Origin of the sequence: Brevibacillus formosus, from assembly GCF_003013405.1 — a bacterium.
Classification (GTDB): domain Bacteria; phylum Bacillota; class Bacilli; order Brevibacillales; family Brevibacillaceae; genus Brevibacillus; species Brevibacillus formosus.
On sequence record NZ_PXZL01000038.1, the window covers coordinates 1 to 19388 of the forward strand.

The following is a 19388-nucleotide window of genomic DNA, read 5'->3' on the forward strand; positions in this document are numbered from 1 at the left end:
AGCTCGTAGAGGAAACAGGAGAAATAAGCGAAGATCTTTGGTACACCGACCGAGGCGCAATGAAAAAAAGAGAAACAAGCTTTTAGCGTCCACCTCTGAGACACATCCTGAATGGACGACTTTGGACGCGGGTTTCGCTTTTTTTCATGGAGCCGGGCAGCTTACGCTACCCTGATGGTGGGACAAGAAGCTGAGCGTTTTCTCCTGTTTCCTCCCCACCACTACAGCATGACAAATGGGTTTTCCCTATAAACGAAAACCGCCTCCATAAAGGAGACGGCATATATCGAGCTCGTTAGTTTTGAGGTGCTACCGATCATCACGTGCGACGCATCTACCTCCAGTATGAAGTTAGAAGCTTAAAGCAGTGTACGGTTTCCCTTACTCACTAGGTGATCGTGTAAATCATCCATGGCACATCGCCTCCGTAAAGGACTACAGCATGATTGAAAACACACCACCGAGCTCGATGAGTATAGTATGAGCAAAGCTCATCTTCTTATTCACTCATCTTTAGCATCTGTTTTCGAATCGCATTTAAAAACGATTGGTTGCTGTAGGCCGTGCCACCAGCCAAACCGGGTTCAACTGCATTCATATACATTTGACCTGCTTTGACTGCGCTTAGGTTTGTCCATGCAGGCTGCTCTTGCAACTGCTTGAAAGCGGGCTGGTCTTCCTTGGTGACCATCACAAACAAGTAGTTGGGATCTTCTTTTGCCAAAGCATCCATAGAGAGCGCGGTACGCTCCTGAATATTGGCGACGACATCTGGGACAGGCAGGGCTAAGTCCGTATATAACAGGTAATTGTACCGTTCATCCTTTGGATACGCGTAGAAGGAGCCTTCCTGGAACCACAGCGTCAGCACTTTCTTTTCTGGAAGTGCGGCGAGTTTGTCGCGGAGCTCCTGTGTGTTTTGCTTCACTTTACCTATAAAGGTATCCAAATTGTCGTCTCTTCCACGAACATCAGCAAGCAGACGCAAGTTTTCTTGCCAATCAGCTCCGTTGGTAGATACGGGAATGACGGATGCAGCGGTTTGCAATTTGGCCAAGTCTTCCTTGGAGGTCTTGTCGGTTGTCATGATGACGTCAGGTTCGAGGGCAACCAGCTCACCTATGCTATCTGCAATATGATAAGGGAGATGCTTGGCATTTCTGATGATGGCTTGATATTCCGCGGGAAACTTTCCGTTTTTATCCACCGTAGCTGCGACGGGCGGGATTCCCAGCAAGAAAGAATCTTCATACGAAGCAGGGAAGCCAACGAAAACAATTTCTTTGGTTCTAGCTGGAATTGTATAAGTGTTGCCTAGGTAATTGATCGATCTGGTCGGTTTCGATGCCGCTGAATCGCCCGTTTGTCCACCATTGCCGCAGGCTGACAGGACGAGGAGCAAAGCGGCAATCGGGATAGCTAGTAGCCGTTTATACATACAGGTCACTCCGTTCTTACTTCTTGTGTTATCAGGAAAGTAGCAGGACTCATGTAAATTATAGGCTACCCGATCCATCCGTCGCTGTTGCATTCCTGAACATTTTCAAACATTCTGCTGTAACCTTTTTCCTGCGCAAGACACTAATGGGTATCCAAGAAAATTTTCGCATAGAAAAGTAGTCAATCAGCCGACAGCAAGAGAATGGAGGAGCTTCTTTGTATGAAGAAATGAAACATCAGGTCATGACCATCTATGAGCGGCATTATCATGATGTGTATCAATTTTTGCTGTACTTTGCCGGTAGTCAGAATGATGCAGAAGATTTGACGCAGGAGGTTTTTTTGCGTATGATTCGCTCGCTTGAACGATTTGAAGAGCGATCCGAAATGAAGACATGGCTGTTTGCGATCGCGAAGCATACAGCGATGAATTACTATCGAAAACGCAAGTGGCAAAAGCTGTTGTCAGGAAACTGGCTGTCTGTCGTGATGCCAGCCTCGCAAGGGAATCCGGCACAGGAAGCGGAAAGCCGGGAGGACGAGCAGGAATTGATCGCTGCGATCAAGGAACTGCCACCGCATTACCGCATGGTTGTCATACTGCGTGGCATTAAAGAGTACAGCGTCAAAGAGACTGCCGAAATACTGAGGTGTTCAGAATCAAACGTAAAAACGACGATGCACCGGGCACTGAAGCTGTTGCATGGCAAACTGTCGCATACGAAGAAGGGGGAGTTGTACAGTGGATTGGCAAAATGAACGAGATATGCTGGAACGGTTAGCGTCTCTGCAAAAAAGTACACCCCCACGTAAGGAGTTTGTAGAGAGTTTACGTACTGTGCTGGAACAAGAAACGAGTCGGGTTGGCAAGAAGGGACGGCTGTTCATGAATCCGTTGACAGCGGGGATGACAGCAGTCGTGATCGCTTTTGGCTTTGGGCTGTACATCATGGCTGGGATGGGGCAAAACGAACTCATGGACCCTCAGGTGACAGCAACAAGTAGTCAGCAGCTTCCCGCCCATCCTGTATACGAGCAGGCGAAGAAGCTGCTGCAAGAATTGGCAGGGCGAGATGCAAGCCAATATGCGGTAAACGGCATGCTGTCCAATACAGAAACAGGTCATGTCGTGATGAACAAGACGGTGAACAACATACCGATTCTCGAAGACCAATATACATTTACAATTGACCAGGCGGGCAGGAATCATAAAAAAGAAGTACGGACAAATGATACGACAGGCATGGTCTTTCCTGATCCCAAAAAGGCAATGCCAGTAAAAAAGGCAGAACAAATTTTTGGACAGAGCGCCCGGCTGCTCTATTCAGAGTGGGAAGGGCGATTGCAATATGAGTTTCCTTTTTCAGGTGACATTGATGCCATCACAGGAGAAATTTACCCCACAGAACGCTATCATCCCGATTACAGTCTAGTAGATATGCCGCCAATTCCTGTGAAACCGGGAGGCATAAAGCTGGTAGCTCCCGACATCGAAGAAGCAGATAGACTTTTTCGGGAGTGGGGATTCGAGCCTCCGTTTTCCTTCGTTATTCAAGAAGACTCAGACGTAGTACATACGTACAAAATGGAAACGCGAACCAAACAGAAAATAGAACTGACCGTAGTAACAGATACAGGAAAAATTCTGAACTATCGGTATGAAAATATCCATGAGAAAAAGGAAAAGCTCCCTCATCCGAAGCTGGAAAATGTACAAGAAGCAGCAAAGCAATTTCAGAAATACCTTCCGTTAGACACCAAAGAACTGCTACTTGGTTCTGCGACTAGAAAAGGCAACATCGAGACCTATCAATTCTTCAAGTCCCATCAGGGAATACCGATTATGGGAGGGTATACGGTTCATTTTGATGTGGACAGGAAACAGGTGATCGGAGTCAATCCTACGTATACCATAGAGTCTAAGCAGCTTCCTGACAAAAGCAAGGCAATGTCACGGGAAGACGCGACTAACGTATACGTCACCCATCGCCCGCTCCGATTGGTCTACAAGCTGATGGAGAATCCAACTACAGGAAAATTAGAACCGCGTCTCGTCTATCATATTTATTATCACGACACACCGCTCTATATGGTAGATGCACTGACAGGGGAGTGGGTGCGTAGTTAATAACATCGAAACAACAGAAAAACCAGGGAGAGGATTCCCTGGTTTTTCGCTATCTCTCTTATTTGAAGAGCGGAACATAAATATCAATTTCATTGCCTTCCTGCTCTGGCTTGTAGCGCTCGTCCCAATACTCAAAATCAAATCCGGCATAGTCATATCCCGATTCAGAGAGCCAGGACCCGTAAAGAAAACCATACGTCTCGGCCAAGTTTGTCTCAGGTCCCTTGTGTGTTACTTTTGCAAATGTCCCTCCAGCAGCTATTTCAGCTCTCTGGCATATATCTTCGTCCCATCATGCGTAAACGTACCGATATATTTCTTGCCGCCTACCGTATATTCCATAGAAACGGTTTCCCTTCTAGGAGGCGTGAGCAGCTTGTGCGGAAACGGGAATGGTTGCTTGTTCGCCACGTCTGCAATGATTTGTGTGTCTGTATGAAAAAGCTTGCCAGTCTGTTTCAATTGCTTGAGCTGCTCTGGTTTATCCAGCTTGTAAGGGAGAGTAGTGGTTGGTTTGTCCATCGCATTGATTTTCTGGAAGAAATACCCGTCCTTTGTTTTCGACACCGCAATAAACTGCCCGTCACTCGTCTCTTTCAGAAAGGCATACTTTTTCGAAGCGAATGTCCCTTTTTTATTCATCAATAAGTAAAATTCTTCGTTGTCCTTTTTGCCTGACACGATAAAAACACCGGAATGGAAGTTGGATTCCACCTTGTAATTTCGTGAAGGCTTCAGTACGACTTTTCCTTCGTGCGTAATAAAGTGGGTCATGCCATTTATTTTCACGCGATGCAATCCTTCGCTGTATCCCATGTACTCATCAAAGAACGGCTTCGCGTGTATTTTGCCATTCATATCTTTTAAACCAAATTTGTAGGATAAAACCATGCCATCCTTTACGTTACGTTTGACAAAAGGGTAGTGATGAATATCGAAAGTTTTTTCTCCCGTATGCTCACTCGAGATTGGAAATAGTTCCTCATCTGTGATCTGCTTGGATATTTTCGTACGAGCATTGTACAGATAAGAGGTATAGCTTGTGGGAGAATACAAAAACCACTCTCCGTCTATTTGCGTGAGGTAATCGTTATAGGTGGTTATTTCCTGTGTGTTGCCTTGTTGATCGAAAATAATAAACGAGCTGTTACCAAAGTGGGTAATAATATGAAAAAAGCCATATCCGTTTTGCAATGGACTGATGTAGCCTGGATATAATAACGCTTCCTGCTGATCGATTACTTTCCCGGTAGGAGAAACAAGGGCAAAATGAGGGAACCATTTCTGCTTGAACTCTTTGTAATAGGGATCATTCGGACTCGATCCTGCAAATGGTACGAAAAATGGTTCCGTTAGTCCAAGTGGTACCTGAATCTCTTTATCTGTCGGAACGTACTTGAGTACGGTCGTTTCCGGTCTGTCTGAACGGATGGCATTTTCGGAATGTGCGACAGAAGGAACGATTGATAGAGTAAGGCTTAGAGCGAACATAATGTTGACGTAGTTGGTCTTTTTCATAGGTAGAATCACGTTCTCTTTCCATTTTTGTATGTAGAAGGTAGACGTTTCTCGAAAGTTGGATGTTACACATGTGTTGATCTTACAAGATTTGGATGATAGAATTGCATACATAGATTTATGATGTATTGTTTATCTAGGTATTCGCGGTTAAATCGGGAGGCACTATGAAAATCAATAAGGAGCTTTTAAAAGGTAGTACCGTGATCCTGATCTTAACGATGCTGGATCGAAAGGAAATGTACGGGTATGAGATCGCGAAAGCCATCGAGAAGGAGTCAAATGGTCTGTTTACGCTAAAAGAAGGGACACTGTATCCGATCCTGCATGCGCTGGAAGCGGAGCGTTATGTGGAAGCGTATTGGGATGAGAAGGATGGGAGGAAGCGTAAATACTATCGGATTACGCCAGAAGGCCGCGGACAATTGAAGGAGAAAAAGCTCGAGTGGCATACGTTCCGCGATGGGATTGATCGGGTGTTAGGAGAGGGAAGAGCATGAAGCAGGCGAATACACATCCATTGATTGCAGACTATCTCGATCAAGTATGTAGACATGTGCGGGCAACGGAAATGCATCGCAGAATTCGGGATGAGCTGGAAAGTCACCTTCTAGATTTGATGGATGAGCAGATGGACGAGGGGTTGGGAGAGGAAGAAGCGGTAAGGCAAGCCATTTTGCAAATGGGGGATTCTGCTGCGGTTGGGAAGCAGCTGCATCAGATTTATAAGCCCAAAGTGGAGTGGAGGCTTCTGGTATATGTGATGGCTTTCCTGGCTGTTGGGCTGTTTACGATGTATGGAATGCAGGTCAGTTTTATCGAGTTTAAACTGGACAGATACTGGTTCTATGCCTTATTGGGTATCGGGGTGATGCTCGCTGTTACCTTCACGGATTATCGGAAGCTTTTGCCGTACTCGTTGCATTTGTACGTGCTGACTGTGGGCGTGTTTTTTCTCATTCTTGCGTACGGCCATACAATGAATGGAAAAACATATATGTACATTAGCAGTTCGATTAAGATCGATTTTGTGGCAATGTCCATGTATTTGTTTCTCATAAGCATTGCGGGTATGCTGCTTGCTAGGACGTGGCGATTTCGAAGCATAGCTTCCAAGCTGACCGTATTTGTTTTGTTGCCAGCTTGCCTCTTTGTTATGGCTGGATCGTTTATGGACCTCATGCTCTACCTATTTGGATTCATGATACTCATGATGTATACGAAAACCGCCCGGAAAGAAAAACTCTATTTAGTGATTGTGTCTGCTTTTGTTTGGACAGGTGCCTGTTTATTGGATAGATACACGCTAGGAAGGGTGCTGGACTGGGTGCAGCCGACCAAAGAGCCGCTCGGAAGGGGATATGTATATCTAACGTCGATGGAAGCAATTCGCTCGGCAGGTTTTTGGGGAAAGGGTTTCAATGCTCCATTACCGAGCATGCCTTATTTAGACTCCGATTTCAAATTTACGTACTTAATCCATAGTTATGGCTGGATTGCGGGAATCTTGATCTTGTTAGCCGTTGCTCTGTTTATAATGAGACTGGCTCGAGTCGTCAAGGAAGTGGACGAGCCGTATGGGAAGCATCTCGTTGTCAGTATCGTTCCTTTATTCTCCCTGTTCTTCATTTGGCCACTGCTGATGTCAACCGGCATGCTGCCAATCGTGAGACTAGAGATTCCTTTTCTCAGCTATGGCAACATAGGGACTTCTTTGGCTCATTTCACCGTCCTCGGTCTCGCCCTAAGCGTTCATCGGCACAGAAGCTCAATCGGAAAGCCACATACCTTCCTGGCAAAATAGCAATCCATAAGAAGCCTCGGGAGATCGGTAATGATAGGATATAGACATCAAGGAAAAACAAACCCGAGGAGGAAGTACACATGGCATTGCAATCCAAACAAATTTTCGTCAATTTACCGGTGAAGGACCTCAACAAATCGATCGACTTCTTTACAGCAATTGGCTATGAATTCAACCCGCAATTTACGGATCAAAATGCAGCATGCCTGGTGATCGGTGAAAACATTTTTGCCATGCTGCTCGTAGAAGAGTTTTTCCAAACGTTTACGAAAAAAGAGCTGACGGATGCAACGAGAAGCACCGAGGTGATTGTCGCGTTGTCTGCGGACAGTAAAGAGCAGGTCGATGAGATTGTAAACAAAGCATTAGCTGCGGGCGCAACTCCATCGAATGACCCGGTTGACCACGGCTTTATGTACAGCTGGAGCTTTCAAGATTTGGATGGCCATCTGTGGGAGTTCTTGTATATGGATCAAGGCGCTGTTCCACAGGAATAAAAGACCGAGTAAACGAAATGAGGGCAAAAAGCATGGGATCGTAAAAGTGATTCCAGCTTTTTGCCCTTTTTGTCCATTCAATACTGGCACATTCCAAGCGGATTCCCATCTGGGTCAAAAAACGTCAGCACCTTCGTAGACCCAAATCCATCAATCGGGGTTACCCTCACTCCACGCACTGTTAACAGCTGATGTGCTGCCTCAATGTCCGCGGGAAGAAAATTATAGTATTTGCCGACACCAAATTGATTTTCCGGAAATGTCATAGGCTGATGGTTCTCTACGCGGACGAGACAAATAACGGTGCTTGATTCATCGGAAATCCGCATCGTGACCGCCTCCTCTTCCACAAACAAAGGTATGCACCCAAGCTTTTCTTCATACCATTTTGCAGAGGCACCGGGGTCCTTCACAGGTATAAAAACCCCCTTCCATGCCTTTTAACAGTGATTGAGCCATCGTTTCCTCTCCCATTCGACTAAAAATCTATTGCCTATCATTTCGACGACAATGGTAGGAAAAACCTGTTAGTCCTACACTTTCATTTTGACAATCACTCGTGACATTTCGCTAGCTAAGCGTTATCTTGTACGTAGGAACACAGATGGGGTGAACGGATGCGCTTCTACAATAAATACATAAAAAAATACGGCGTAGTCGCCGGGATTTCCATGTTTTTCTTGGCTGTGGAGGCGGTATGTGATCTTTTGCAGCCGACGATCCTGTCGCACATTATCGATGCGGGTGTAGCAAACCGGGATATGGATTACGTGCTCAAGACAGGCGGACTGATGCTGCTCGTTACGGCGCTCGGGGCCGTTGCGGCATCGATCCGCAATGTGCTGGCCACATACGTCTCACAAAACTTCGGTGCGCAGCTGCGCGCAGATTTGTTTTCCAAAGTGCAGTCCTTATCCTTTGAAAACTTGAACAAGTTCGATAGAGCCTCACTCGTGACACGTCTGACCAATGACGTCAATCAAGTGCAGATGTTTGTAAACGGCATGATGCGAATATTCGTCAAAGCGCCGTTGATGTGCATTGGCGGGTTGTTTATGGCAACCCAATTAAACGCGGATTTGGCTGTGATTCTCGCAATTGTCGTGCCCATTGTGGGATTGTTTATTTTCTTGAATATGAAAATTGGTTTCCCGTTCTTCCTGAAGGTACAGCAAGCACTTGACCGGGTGAACGGTGCGATGCGTGAGTATTTATCTGGTGTACGAGTTGTTAAGGCATTCAATCGTTTTGATTTTGAGCGTGGCAAGTTTACACGGGCAAACGAGGAGCTGCAATCCAAATCGGTATCGGCTACGCGGGTAATGTCTATCTTCAGTCCAGCGATCATGCTGACGATGAACCTCGGAATTGTCGCAGTCCTCTGGCTTGGGGGGCTTGGCGTAGAACAAGGAAGCATCGAAGTCGGACATATCATCGCGTTTACGAACTACATGACGCAAATCCTGTTTTCACTCATGATGATTTCCTTGGTATTTAACATGTTTGTGCGGGCTAAAGCATCAGCGGGACGCATCGGGGAAGTATTTGCTGAGGTAAACCAAATGAGCTGGAAAGAGGGACAACCTCACGAGCTTCCAGGCAAAAAGGGACGCATCGACTTCGAGCAGGTCAGCTTCTCGTATGATGGAGAGGGCGGCCAGCCGGTACTCAAGCAGATCTCGTTTACTTGTCTGCCTGGGGAGACCGTCGGTATTATCGGGTCGACAGGCGCTGGAAAAAGCAGTTTGGTTGGCTTGATTCCACGGTTTTATGATGTAACGGAAGGAACGATTCGGGTCGATGGCATGGATGTACGAGACATCGAGCCCAAGCGGTTGCGCGAAAAAATGGCGATTGTGCCGCAAAAAACAATGCTGTTTACAGGCACGGTGCTGGAAAACATTCGTTGGGGCAAGGCAGAGGCGACCCACGAGGAGGTTGAGCAGGCGGCTCGCATGGCACAGGCTCACGAGTTCATCTCCGCCACTCCTGATGGCTATGAGACACGAGTAGGGCAGGGAGGAGTCAACTTCTCTGGAGGACAGAAGCAGCGCATTTCCATAGCCAGAGCCTTGGTGAAAAAGCCGGAAATCCTCATTCTCGACGATAGCACGAGTGCGGTAGATGTGGCGACAGAAGGGAAGATTAAGGATGCACTTCGAGCTTACGCGGCTGGCCTTACCTGCATCCTGATCGCACAGCGGATCACGTCTGTCATGGATGCGGATAAAATCATTGTGCTCGATAATGGGGAAGTCGTTGGCATCGGTACGCATGACGAATTGATGACCTCTTGTCAGGTATATCAGGAAATCTTTCAGTCACAAGTCGGCAGGGAGGTGAAGTAAGGTGAGTCAACAGAAGCAACAGCCTGTCTTTTCACCGAGACCTGGTCGAGGCTTTGGACATGGTGCTGCCAGAGGTCCTGTGAGTAAGCCCAAGAATTTTTCGGGTACGCTAAAAAGGCTCTGGCAAGCTTTTGGCAAAGAAAAAAAGCTGCTGCCGGTTGTATTTGTCATTGTTTTTGTCGATGCACTCCTCATGCTGTCTGCGCCATATTTGATCGGAGTGTCGATTGATGCGATGACAGGTGGCGAGGAAGCTCTTAGCTTTTTGTCTATCATCATTCTTGCCCTGCTCGGCTCGTACATCTTGGATGGGGCATTGACGTTTTTGCAAAGCTGGTTGATGGCAGGCATCTCGCAACGGATCGTTACGAACCTGAGGCAAACCCTTTTTGACAAGCTGCAAAAGTTGCCGATTTCTTATTTCGATGCGCGTACGCACGGGGAGTTAATGAGCAGGCTCACGAATGATATCGACAACGTCAGCAACTCCATCTCTCAATCTACAACGCAGTTGATGTCAGGAGGGATCGTGCTTCTTGGTTCGCTGGTGATGATGCTCGTTTTGTCCCCGATCCTGACACTCGCATGTCTGATCACGGTACCACTTGTGTTCCTACTCACACGAACGATTGCCAAACGAACGAGCGTACTGTTCAAAAATCAGCAGATGGAGCTGGGCAAGCTAAACGGGCACATTGAAGAGACGATTTCAGGCATTCAGGTAGTGCAGGCCTTCAATTATGAGCAAAAGGCCATTGAGGACTTTACGACGATCAATGACCGGCTCTGCAAGATCGGGATGAAGGCACAAGTCTGGACGGGCTTTCTCATGCCGATCATGAACGTGATCAACAACCTCGGCTTTGCCATGGTCGCGATTGTCGGAGGCGTTCTCGCTGTAAAAGGATGGATTACAGTCGGCGTGATTGCGAGCTTTCTCAGTTATTCCCGCCAGTTTGTCCGTCCGCTGAACGACCTCGCGAACATTTTCAATGTGCTTCAATCCGGTGTTGCTGGGGCGGAGCGGGTGTTTGAGGTATTGGATGAACAAGAGGAGCCATTGGATTCTCCGGGTGCCACTGTGCTTGCACAGCCCAAGGGTCACGTATTTTTTGATCAGGTCAGCTTCGGTTATCGACCAGACCAACTGATTTTGAAAAATATCAGCTTTGAGGCACAGGCAGGGAGCACTATCGCGCTAGTCGGACCGACGGGTGCAGGCAAAACCACCATTGTGAATTTGCTCACGAGGTTTTACGATGTGACCTCGGGTACGATTTATTTGGACGGAAAAGACATCCGAGAATACTCGCGTGACAGCTTGCGGCGCAGCTTTGGTTTTGTTTTGCAGGATACGTACCTGTTTTCCGGTACGATCAAGGAAAATATCATGTACGGCAAGCCGGATGCGACAGATACGGAGGTAGTAGCCGCTGCGAAAATGGCAAATGCGGACGTGTTCATCAATCGGCTCCCGATGCGTTATGATACGATGCTGACGGAAAATGGGGGCAACCTGAGTCAGGGACAACGCCAGCTTTTAGCGATTGCCCGCGTCATACTCGCCAAGCCCTCGCTGCTCATACTCGACGAGGCGACAAGCAGCATTGACACACGGACTGAGCTGAACATCCAGGATGCGCTCCTCACCATTATGGAGGGGCGAACGAGCTTTGTCATTGCACACAGGCTTAATACGATTCGGGATGCCGACACGATTATGGTCGTAGATCAGGGAGAAATCGTGGAAAAAGGCAGTCACGACGAGCTTATCGAGCAAAAAGATACCTATTATCAATTGTTTTACAACCAGTTTAAAAATCTGGAGGCTGCTGGGGAATAACAGAGCCCCCCGTCCAAACACGGAAATGACGTGGAGGACCGGGGGTTTTTTTATCGGTTAGGATGCTGGTTTGCTGGCGGCGATCAACAAGAAGATCGGCCGACGGATTTCGTCTCGCATCCCGGGTATGTCCAGCATTTCTTCCGGAGGACCAGGTTCAGCGACTTTTGTTAGGTGAAATCCGGCAGCAAGGAGATCGTTCATATAGCTCGAAAACGTTCGGTGATACTTGATGACTTCATGACCCAGAAAGCTGGTATGCCGGATGCCTTCCTGCTGATAGTTGTCCACTGGCCAGTGCAAGCGCTCGCCTTGGGGTCCGTAATGCCAGTCCTGTTCAGCCAGAGCAGTGAAGACGGGATGCTCCACGGAGAAAACGAAGGAACCTCCAGGAGCAAGACAGTGATAAACACGTTGGCAAAGCAAGTCAAAGCGCTCCACATAATGGATGGCCAAGGAGCTGATAACGACGTCGAATTCCTCTGGAGCAAAATCAATGTCTTCAATCGGAAGACGAAGATACTCGACGGCAGGATCCGTTGTCGTCGCTTTGGCACGCGCCAGCATTTTTTCGGAAAGGTCCACACCCACAACGGAGCGGGCCTGCTGCTCACGGGCATATCGGCAGTGCCAGCCGAAGCCACAGCCTAGATCGAGGACTTTTTTCTCGCGAAGGGAAGGCAGTAGCTCTCGAAACGCGTGCCATTCTCCCGCGGCGGTCAGTCCCTCAACTGAACGGGCCATTTGACTGTATGTGGTGAAAAAACCTTGCTCATCGTATTTGTTCTGTTTCATCCGTGCAAAACCTCCCGGGTCGGGTCGTAGCCTTGGAGTAGATCCCGCAGCGCTTGTTTGACGTCCCCGTGAAACGCTCCACCGTGATAGCAAATCAACTGCTCGATGTCATAATCGAGCAAGCGGCGGGCAGAGCGAATCGCTTCCTGCATATCCAGCGTATAGGACGGATTGGCGATTTCGAGTCTACCGTTTTCGATGACAACAGCATCACCGGCAATCAGCGTTTTGCTTGCGATCAAATACAACGAAATATGTCCCGGCATATGTCCAGGTGTGTGAATGATCTCGATGCCGCCACACCAAGGAAGGCGTTCGTCATTCGTTACGGTTCGATCAACCGCAGTGGGCTCGATGGACTGCAAAAACCGAATAAATTCCTTCGCGTGCTGCTTTTCATCCGGTGACAGATGGTCCAGGGTTGCTTGCGCCTGCTCCAATCGCAAAGATGTCTTTTGTCCGGCGATGTACGGTGCTTCGGCTTCGTAGGCGATGATTTCGAGGTGCGGATAGGTTCTTTTTAACGCTGCCAAAGAACCGACGTGATCCATATCGTGATGTGTCACTATGACCTTTGTAAGGTCGTCAAGCGTAAGCTGTTGCTTGTGGGCAGCCTCCTGAAGCAGAGGCAAAAAGTCCGGATACCCACAGTCCACAAGAATCAGTTCATGCTCATCCTGCAACAGCACCGGGGTAATGACCTGTGCAGATCCATTGTACATAAACGAAATGGCGAGAAAGTGAATCTGGTTCATACGTTGTCCCTCCTGACTGACTGATCTTAAAGAGGAGTGTAACGCAAGAGTAGAGCAGACACACGGTCGACCTTTTCTCTGTCTCATTTATGTCCACGTATAATGCGCCGAATACTGTGCTCGGTCAAGTAATGTTTCTTGGCGAGCATTTTGACAGAAGCCCCTTCGTGATATGCCTGCCAAATAGCCTGATTGCGCTCGCTTAGCCATTGCTTTGTGTCAGTGGAGGAGCCCCATTGTCGTTTGTTTTCGTGGTGAATGGGGATGTACAAGTAACTTCCTTGTACATAATGCTGAATTTGCCGCAGCAGATCGTCTGGCAATAGGTCTTGTGCATTTTTGTATTTCATGTGCTTTGCTCCTATCTATATAGCGTGATGTGCGTATATAGATGAGCAAAGAGATCCTCAACTCAATATTGGGAAGGCTCTGAACCAAGAGCAAGGGGAACTCTTTGCTCAGAGCCGCATTCCGCTCTTCGTACATAAGGGTCTAGCATTTGAATCATCTCCCTTCTTGTTTCTATAGTAGTGAGAAAGCGAAGTTCCTTCAATAAACATCTTTTCCTTGATTGCGAAAAAAAGGGTAAGATGAGAGGGACGTGTAGATTGTTTTTTTAGATGGAGATGAGAAAAAAATGAGTCTTGGCGGTTTTCAGAGTGGCTTTTCCGCCCGCAAGGTATCGCGTTCGGAAGTGCGGTGGGGGCAGTTTTTAATATGTAATCACGGGTGTGAAGAAGTCATCCAATTGATTTCGCATGTATCTGGTGAAGTTGAATTTGAGCTATGCAAAATCGAGGCAGAGCGAATGGCACACGTTCTTTTAGAAGCTTCGAAAGCAGAGCGCTCATGACATGTATTTTTCATAAATTTCTTGAAACTTACAGCCCACTCTCTCGTATACATGAATGAGCATGTATAGATAGAGGGAGGACGAGTATGAGCGACAAAAATGTTGTAAAAATGAGTCCCTTTCAAGCAGGAGGAAAGCTGATCGCAACGATTGTGATACTGGTTGCGTTGGTCTTGCTTGGCACGCAATCTTTTACGATTATTTCCGCAGGGCATAGTGGGGTTGTGCTGCAACTGGGAGCGGTACAGCCAAAAGTGCTGCAAGAGGGCATGCATTTTAAAATTCCGTTTATCCAAACCGTGGTGCCGATGGAAGTGCGGGTGCAAAAATCAGAAATGAGCCAGACGTCCGCTTCGCGTGACCTGCAAACCGTGTCTACGACAATTGCTGTTAACCATCATTTGGATGCAGAAAATGTCAATAAACTGTATCAGCAAGTGGGATTGGAGTACAATAGCCGAATTGTTGATCCTGCCATTGCCGAATCATTTAAAGCCGTGACCGCTCAATACACAGCAGAGGAACTGGTATCCAAGCGTTCCGAGGTCAGCCAGAAGGTAAAAGAAGTCCTGCATAAAAAGCTGGCAAATTATAACATCATCCTCGACGAAATCAATATTCGCGAGTTTACTTTCAGTGATGAATTCAACCGCGCTATTGAATCCAAGCAGGTAGCTGAGCAGCAAGCGCTCAAATCGAAGCTGGACCTGGAGCGGATCAAGATCGAGAAAGAGCAAGAAATCACGAGAGCAGAAGCACAGGCACAAGCGCTGCGTCTGCAAAAGCAAGAGGTTACGCCAGAGCTGATTCAGCTCAGACAGATTGAGGCGCAACTCGAAGCCATCCGCAAATGGGATGGTAAGCTGCCGAACGTGACAGGTGGAGCTACTCCGTTTATCAACGTGGGTACCCCATAACCGAATAAATAAAACAAAGCCACTCCCTTGAAGAGGAGTGGCTTTGTTCTTAGTTGCGGATGAGATAGTCAAAAGCTCCCAAAGCCGCAGTAGCACCAGATCCCATCGAAATGATGATCTGTTTATAAGCACTGTTCGTGCAATCACCGGCAGCAAAAACACCAGGGATGTTAGTAGAACCATGGCTGTCTACTACGATCTCACCAAAGCGAGTGCGCTCAATCGTGTCGCCCAACCAATCTGTATTCGGTACCAGACCGATCTGTACAAACACACCTTGCAATTCAATGTGCTTGGTTTCGCCTGTCTCACGATCGATGTAAGAAATGCCGTTTACTTTATCCGTACCCGTAATTTCTTTGGTTTGAACGTTTTTGAGTACAGTGACATTCGGCAGACTGTAAAGACGATCTTGCAATACTGCGTCAGCTTTCAGCTCTGGCGAGAATTCCAGAACGGTTACATGTTTCACAATACCTGCGAGATCAATCGCTGCTTCCACACCTGAATTACCGCCGCCAACAACTGCGACATCTTTGCCGATGAACAAAGGACCATCGCAGTGAGGGCAATAAGCTACACCCTTGTTCTTGAACTCTGCTTCACCTGGTACACCCAGATTCCGCCAACGAGCACCTGTCGACAGGATGACTGTCTTACTCTTCAGAACAGCGCCGTTTTCGAGTTCAACTTCGATCAGATCCTTCTTCTCTAAACGCTTGGCACGTTGCAGCTTCATGACATCAATGCCATACTCTTTCACTTGCTTTTCCAAGTTGGCTGCGAGCTGAGGACCTTCAATGTATTTCACACTGATGAAGTTCTCAATGCCCAATGTGTCATTGACTTGACCGCCAAGGCGTTCAGCAACGAGACCTGTACGAATCCCTTTGCGTGCTGCATAAATCGCCGCACTAGCGCCTGCTGGGCCACCGCCCACAACAAGCACATCATAAGGGTCTTTATTTTCAAACTCGGATGCGTCCGGAGCAGAACCCAGCTTGGCGAGAATTTCCTCCACGGTCATACGGCCGCTTTCGAAAAATTCACCATTGAGGAAAACGCTTGGCACAGCCATCACGTTTTTGCTCTCTACCTCGTCCTTGAATACGGCACCGTCAATCATTGTATGAGTAATACCAGGATTGAAGATACTCATCAAGTTCAGAGCTTGGACAACATCTGGACAATTGTGGCAACTCAAGCTGATGTAAGATTCGAACTTATATTCACCACGAAGGTCTTTGATTTGATCAATGACACTTTGCTCGACCTTTGGAGCTCTTCCGCTAACTTGCAAGAGAGCCAATACCAAGGAAGTAAATTCGTGACCCAGCGGAGTACCGGCAAAAACAACGCCAGTATCTTCGCCGACACGGTTTACGCTAAAGCTAGGTGTGCGAGTGAGTTCTGCTTTCTCCACACTGATCTTCAAAGACATGCTTGCTAGCTCATCAATCAGTGCAAGCATCTCAGAGGATGCCTCATCCGTGCCTGCACTGACTTTGAGTACAATATCGCCTTCCAAGAGTTCGAGATATTGTTCTAGTTGCGCTTTGATTTCTTGGTCAAGGGCCATTTTATATCACAACCTTAAATTTTGCCTACGAGATCAAGGCTTGGTTTCAGGGTTTTGCCACCTTCTTGCCATTTAGCTGGGCAAACTTCACCTGGATTGTTGCGAACATATTGTGCTGCTTTGATTTTGTTGATCAGAGCACTTGCATCACGGCCAATGCCACCTGCAGTGATCTCAACAGCTTGGATGACACCGTCTGGGTCGATGATGAATGTACCGCGATCTGCCAAACCTTCCGCTTCGATCAATACGTCGAAGTTGCGGGAGATCACATGGGAAGGATCGCCGATCATGATGTATTCTACTTTGCTGATTGCTTCAGAGCTGGAGTGCCATGCTTTATGAGTGAAGTGAGTATCTGTAGAAACGGAGTAAACTTCAACACCGAGTTCTTTCAAAGTTGCATATTGGTTTTGCAGATCTTCGAGTTCAGTAGGGCAAACGAAAGTGAAGTCTGCTGGGTAGAAGCAAACTACGCTCCATTGACCTTTGAAGTTTGCTTCTGTTACTTCGAGGAATTTACCTTTTTGGAATGCTTGTGCTTTAAAAGGCAATACTTCAGTTCCGATGAGTGACATAGTGTTAGCTCCTTTATATGTTTTTTGTATTTACATATTCAGGACATGCCGTAACGAGGCATGCTTGAATATAATTTACAATGATTATTATTTAATAAATGATTCAGTAAGTCAAGTTTTTTATAATGATTATAATGTGATAATTTCTACAAGACGTTTTATCCATTATTTAGTATGATTCGAACGGCATAAGAGTATTCGTTTGCTGTGCGAAAAATTGACGACTCGTCCGTAGAAACCGGGTGGATTGTTTTACGTATGAAATAAAGAGCGAATGGACAGCGGAATAAACATAGAGGAGTGATGATATGCCATCTCCAATTAGCGCACCGCAAAAATGCCTGTCAAAGGATGCGTTCAAGGTACAGCTTATTACCGAGGCGATTACGGTTGTGATCGGGCTTGTTGTTTTGGCCGTTCTTTATTATCTAGATAATCGTTTTGCCTGGAAGGAATGGATCGGATGGGGTCTGCACGGATTGCTCGTTATCGGTGTGATCGCTACGATTTGGTCTTTTGTCGAGCCGTATTTTTTATATAAAAGCTGGCGGTATGATATCGATGAAGATTTCCTGCAAATGAAATTCGGGGTGATCACAGAGAGACATTTCCTTGTCCCTATGACGAAAATCCAAGCAGTCTCAACGAAGCAAGGACCGATTTTACGAAAATACGGACTGTACACCATCTCAATAAAAACGATGGGCTCCTCGCACGAAATTCCAGGATTGCCGGGGGATGTCGCTGCTCAATTAAGAGAACAGATTGCTCACTACGCCAAATTAAAGGAAGTGGAGGAGTGATGGAAGCAAAACGATACCATCCACTAACTATCCTTTTTGATCTCATCATCCAAGTAAAGCATCTGTCTTTTCCTGCGTTGATTTTGTTTGTGTTCAATTATGACTCGACGAACGCATTCATTACGTACGGGAGAATAGTTTTTTACATCTATGTAGCAGGGATGCTGGTCTATCTGCTTTTGAAATGGATTTCGTACAAGTATCGGCTGGATGAGACGGCTTTCCATCTTTACGAAGGAATTTTTACGAAAAAAAAGCAAACCATTCCCTTTACCAAAATCCAAAACGTCAATCGACATACGACGTTGCTCCACCGGATTTTCAAAGTGACTTCTATCCGCTTTGAAACAGGGATGGTTGGGGATGATTCTACCGTGGAATTCGCGGTGATTTCTCTGAACCAAGCAGATCGACTGGAGGCTTACACGAAACAGGCAGTACGATCAGAGAAAGAGCCTGAGGCTAAAGGAAAAGAAGGAGACGCGACCTCTTCGGGGGAAATCGGTACGCTGTATGCCACTCCTGAGCGAATCATTCACTTTACGCCAATGAAAAAAGAGATTATCAAGGCTTCCTTCACTTCTCTCAGCTTTCTCGGGATGATTACGTTACTGGTATGGGCGTATTTCAAGCTCACCGAATATATCGACGTGGAGGAGCAGGTAGTAGGTATTTATTCGCTGATTACGAGCTCGTGGACATTTATCACGCTGACAGCCGTTGGACTACTCGTCCTATCCATCGTATTCGGCATGGTTACGACCTATATTCGTTACGGAAAATACGAGATTTCGTCGGATCATGAGCGGATTTACATTGCTAAAGGAGTCATTGAAGAAACAGCTTTTTCGATCGCAAAAGAGAGAGTGCAAGCGATTAAAATCAAGCAATCCTTGTTAAAGCGCATGTTGGGTCTTGCAGAAGTCAAGCTGACGGTTGTCGGCGGGGATAGTGATTCGGATAAAGATAAACAGGATGTCAGCTCACTCTATCCATTTTTACCGGTAAAACGTGCGTATGAGATGATCTCTGAAATATTGCCTGCTTATGAAGTGACGGAAGAAATGACGAGTCTTCCAAAAAAATCGTTATGGGTTCGTTTGGTCAGATCGAGCTGGATTTGGATCATAGGCACAGGTGCGCTTTCCTATTTCAAGCCGAATATTTGGGGGTGGGAGCAAGCGTGGTGGATCATATCCATTACGTTGACACTGCTCATCCTGGCCTACGAAGTCATTGAATTCTACAACACCCGATACACCTTGAATGATCATTTTATTCAGTTCCAAACAGGGAGCCTAACTACAACTTTATTTGTCTCCAAACGAGAAAAGATTATTGAGGTCAACGTCAAAAGAGGCCTCCTGCAAAAGCAGCTAGGGCTTGCTTCGATCAAAACGGTCAATCGGGCCAAACCAGTGAGTCATAAAGGGGTAACAGATGTGCCGTTAGAGTTGGCGGAAGGGTTTTCTCAGTGGTATATGGGACGTAGAAAAGAGATCAAAGTAGAATAGAAGCAGAGTGGGCGTA

19 protein-coding genes and 1 pseudogene are annotated in these 19388 nt (G+C 46.9%); 11 read left to right on the top strand and 9 right to left on the bottom strand.

All coding sequences use genetic code 11. The annotated features are described in order from the left end of the window. Positions 1 to 499: 499 nt before the first annotated feature. Entirely contained in the window at positions 500 to 1438 is a 939-nt protein-coding gene (locus C7R91_RS26665; protein ID WP_047070754.1) for an ABC transporter substrate-binding protein, read from the bottom strand. 218 nt (positions 1439 to 1656) lie between these two features. On the opposite strand from C7R91_RS26665, the gene C7R91_RS26670 reads away from it, so the two are divergent. Next, the gene (locus tag C7R91_RS26670) at positions 1657 to 2199 is read left to right on the top strand and encodes an RNA polymerase sigma factor (RefSeq protein WP_047070756.1); all 543 of its coding nucleotides are present in this window, start codon (positions 1657 to 1659) and stop codon (positions 2197 to 2199) included. Then, positions 2183 to 3568: a hypothetical protein gene (locus C7R91_RS26675; RefSeq protein ID WP_047070758.1), complete on the top strand. Its 1386-nt coding sequence runs from the start codon at positions 2183 to 2185 to the stop codon at positions 3566 to 3568. The genes C7R91_RS26670 and C7R91_RS26675 overlap by 17 nt, the downstream gene beginning before the upstream one ends. Positions 3569 to 3626: 58 nt before the next feature. Here the strand turns inward: C7R91_RS26675 and C7R91_RS26680 are convergent, their stop codons facing one another. Both C7R91_RS26680 and C7R91_RS26685 read right to left on the bottom strand, forming a co-directional pair. Then, positions 3627 to 3848 carry a GyrI-like domain-containing protein gene (locus tag C7R91_RS26680; protein ID WP_106786240.1) on the bottom strand — a complete coding sequence of 74 codons (222 nt, stop codon included), beginning with the start codon at positions 3846 to 3848 and terminating at the stop codon, positions 3627 to 3629. Beyond that, entirely contained in the window at positions 3827 to 5086 is a 1260-nt protein-coding gene (locus tag C7R91_RS26685; protein ID WP_047070760.1) for a hypothetical protein, read from the bottom strand. Before C7R91_RS26685 ends, C7R91_RS26680 begins: the two co-directional genes overlap by 22 nt. A 167-nt stretch (positions 5087 to 5253) precedes the next feature. On the opposite strand from C7R91_RS26685, the gene C7R91_RS26690 reads away from it, so the two are divergent. The 3 genes from C7R91_RS26690 (at position 5254) to C7R91_RS26700 (ending at position 7387) form a co-directional block, all read left to right on the top strand. Further along, entirely contained in the window at positions 5254 to 5586 is a 333-nt protein-coding gene (locus C7R91_RS26690; RefSeq protein WP_047070762.1) for a PadR family transcriptional regulator, read from the top strand. Next, positions 5583 to 6890, top strand: coding sequence for an FtsW/RodA/SpoVE family cell cycle protein (locus C7R91_RS26695; protein WP_047070764.1), 1308 nt, complete (start codon positions 5583 to 5585; stop codon positions 6888 to 6890). The genes C7R91_RS26690 and C7R91_RS26695 overlap by 4 nt, the downstream gene beginning before the upstream one ends. A gap of 80 nt (positions 6891 to 6970) precedes the next feature. Continuing rightward, entirely contained in the window at positions 6971 to 7387 is a 417-nt protein-coding gene (locus C7R91_RS26700; protein WP_047070766.1) for a VOC family protein, read from the top strand. A 77-nt stretch (positions 7388 to 7464) separates the two neighbouring features. Here C7R91_RS26700 and C7R91_RS26705 read toward each other — a convergent pair. Further along, positions 7465 to 7846: pseudogene (locus C7R91_RS26705) on the bottom strand (VOC family protein). 158 nt (positions 7847 to 8004) lie between these two features. On the opposite strand from C7R91_RS26705, the gene C7R91_RS26710 reads away from it, so the two are divergent. Together C7R91_RS26710 and C7R91_RS26715 are read left to right on the top strand one after the other, a co-directional pair. Further along, positions 8005 to 9735: an ABC transporter ATP-binding protein gene (locus C7R91_RS26710; protein ID WP_047070768.1), complete on the top strand. Its 1731-nt coding sequence runs from the start codon at positions 8005 to 8007 to the stop codon at positions 9733 to 9735. Position 9736: 1 nt separating this feature from the next. Next, positions 9737 to 11578: an ABC transporter ATP-binding protein gene (locus C7R91_RS26715; protein WP_047070770.1), complete on the top strand. Its 1842-nt coding sequence runs from the start codon at positions 9737 to 9739 to the stop codon at positions 11576 to 11578. 57 nt (positions 11579 to 11635) lie between these two features. Here the strand turns inward: C7R91_RS26715 and C7R91_RS26720 are convergent, their stop codons facing one another. The 3 genes from C7R91_RS26720 to C7R91_RS26730 form a co-directional block, all read right to left on the bottom strand. Continuing rightward, the gene (locus C7R91_RS26720) at positions 11636 to 12373 is read right to left on the bottom strand and encodes a class I SAM-dependent methyltransferase (protein ID WP_047070772.1); all 738 of its coding nucleotides are present in this window, start codon (positions 12371 to 12373) and stop codon (positions 11636 to 11638) included. Further along, complete coding sequence (locus C7R91_RS26725; protein WP_047070774.1) at positions 12370 to 13128, bottom strand: MBL fold metallo-hydrolase; 759 nt, start codon at positions 13126 to 13128, stop codon at positions 12370 to 12372. The genes C7R91_RS26720 and C7R91_RS26725 overlap by 4 nt, the downstream gene beginning before the upstream one ends. An 83-nt stretch (positions 13129 to 13211) precedes the next feature. After that, positions 13212 to 13478: a CD3324 family protein gene (locus C7R91_RS26730; protein WP_047070776.1), complete on the bottom strand. Its 267-nt coding sequence runs from the start codon at positions 13476 to 13478 to the stop codon at positions 13212 to 13214. 287 nt (positions 13479 to 13765) lie between these two features. Here C7R91_RS26730 and C7R91_RS26735 point away from each other — a divergent pair, with 287 nt between their 5' ends. Together C7R91_RS26735 and C7R91_RS26740 are read left to right on the top strand one after the other, a co-directional pair. After that, the gene (locus tag C7R91_RS26735) at positions 13766 to 13981 is read left to right on the top strand and encodes a hypothetical protein (RefSeq protein WP_047070778.1); all 216 of its coding nucleotides are present in this window, start codon (positions 13766 to 13768) and stop codon (positions 13979 to 13981) included. Positions 13982 to 14067: 86 nt separating this feature from the next. After that, on the top strand, positions 14068 to 14898 hold the full coding sequence (locus tag C7R91_RS26740; protein WP_047070781.1) for a prohibitin family protein: 831 nt from the start codon (positions 14068 to 14070) through the stop codon (positions 14896 to 14898). Positions 14899 to 14947: 49 nt separating this feature from the next. On the opposite strand, the gene ahpF is transcribed toward C7R91_RS26740, so the two are convergent. Together ahpF and ahpC are read right to left on the bottom strand one after the other, a co-directional pair. Continuing rightward, positions 14948 to 16477 (bottom strand): alkyl hydroperoxide reductase subunit F, encoded by a 1530-nt coding sequence (ahpF, locus tag C7R91_RS26745; protein ID WP_047070783.1) that lies wholly within the window; start codon positions 16475 to 16477, stop codon positions 14948 to 14950. 14 nt (positions 16478 to 16491) lie between these two features. Further along, positions 16492 to 17055, bottom strand: coding sequence for an alkyl hydroperoxide reductase subunit C (gene ahpC, locus C7R91_RS26750; RefSeq protein ID WP_016741021.1), 564 nt, complete (start codon positions 17053 to 17055; stop codon positions 16492 to 16494). Positions 17056 to 17363: 308 nt separating this feature from the next. Here ahpC and C7R91_RS26755 point away from each other — a divergent pair, with 308 nt between their 5' ends. Then, positions 17364 to 17858, top strand: a complete 495-nt coding sequence (locus C7R91_RS26755) for a PH domain-containing protein (protein WP_047070785.1) — start codon at positions 17364 to 17366, stop codon at positions 17856 to 17858. Next, positions 17858 to 19372: a PH domain-containing protein gene (locus tag C7R91_RS26760; RefSeq protein WP_236697895.1), complete on the top strand. Its 1515-nt coding sequence runs from the start codon at positions 17858 to 17860 to the stop codon at positions 19370 to 19372. The genes C7R91_RS26755 and C7R91_RS26760 overlap by 1 nt, the downstream gene beginning before the upstream one ends. Positions 19373 to 19388: the final 16 nt, after the last annotated feature.

Bases quoted from the DNA above. Each gene is read 5' to 3' on its own strand.
- C7R91_RS26665 (WP_047070754.1), bottom strand. From the start codon at position 1,438: ATGTATAAACGGCTACTAGCTATCCCGATTGCCGCTTTGCTCCTCGTC.
- C7R91_RS26685 (WP_047070760.1), bottom strand. From the start codon at position 5,086: ATGAAAAAGACCAACTACGTCAACATTATGTTCGCTCTAAGCCTTACT.
- C7R91_RS26690 (WP_047070762.1), top strand. From the start codon at position 5,254: ATGAAAATCAATAAGGAGCTTTTAAAAGGTAGTACCGTGATCCTGATC.
- C7R91_RS26695 (WP_047070764.1), top strand. From the start codon at position 5,583: ATGAAGCAGGCGAATACACATCCATTGATTGCAGACTATCTCGATCAA.
- C7R91_RS26700 (WP_047070766.1), top strand. From the start codon at position 6,971: ATGGCATTGCAATCCAAACAAATTTTCGTCAATTTACCGGTGAAGGAC.
- C7R91_RS26710 (WP_047070768.1), top strand. From the start codon at position 8,005: ATGCGCTTCTACAATAAATACATAAAAAAATACGGCGTAGTCGCCGGG.
- C7R91_RS26720 (WP_047070772.1), bottom strand. From the start codon at position 12,373: ATGAAACAGAACAAATACGATGAGCAAGGTTTTTTCACCACATACAGT.
- C7R91_RS26725 (WP_047070774.1), bottom strand. From the start codon at position 13,128: ATGAACCAGATTCACTTTCTCGCCATTTCGTTTATGTACAATGGATCT.
- C7R91_RS26730 (WP_047070776.1), bottom strand. From the start codon at position 13,478: ATGAAATACAAAAATGCACAAGACCTATTGCCAGACGATCTGCTGCGG.
- C7R91_RS26735 (WP_047070778.1), top strand. From the start codon at position 13,766: ATGAGTCTTGGCGGTTTTCAGAGTGGCTTTTCCGCCCGCAAGGTATCG.
- C7R91_RS26740 (WP_047070781.1), top strand. From the start codon at position 14,068: ATGAGCGACAAAAATGTTGTAAAAATGAGTCCCTTTCAAGCAGGAGGA.
- ahpF (WP_047070783.1), bottom strand. From the start codon at position 16,477: ATGGCCCTTGACCAAGAAATCAAAGCGCAACTAGAACAATATCTCGAA.
- ahpC (WP_016741021.1), bottom strand. From the start codon at position 17,055: ATGTCACTCATCGGAACTGAAGTATTGCCTTTTAAAGCACAAGCATTC.
- C7R91_RS26755 (WP_047070785.1), top strand. From the start codon at position 17,364: ATGCCATCTCCAATTAGCGCACCGCAAAAATGCCTGTCAAAGGATGCG.
- C7R91_RS26760 (WP_236697895.1), top strand. From the start codon at position 17,858: ATGGAAGCAAAACGATACCATCCACTAACTATCCTTTTTGATCTCATC.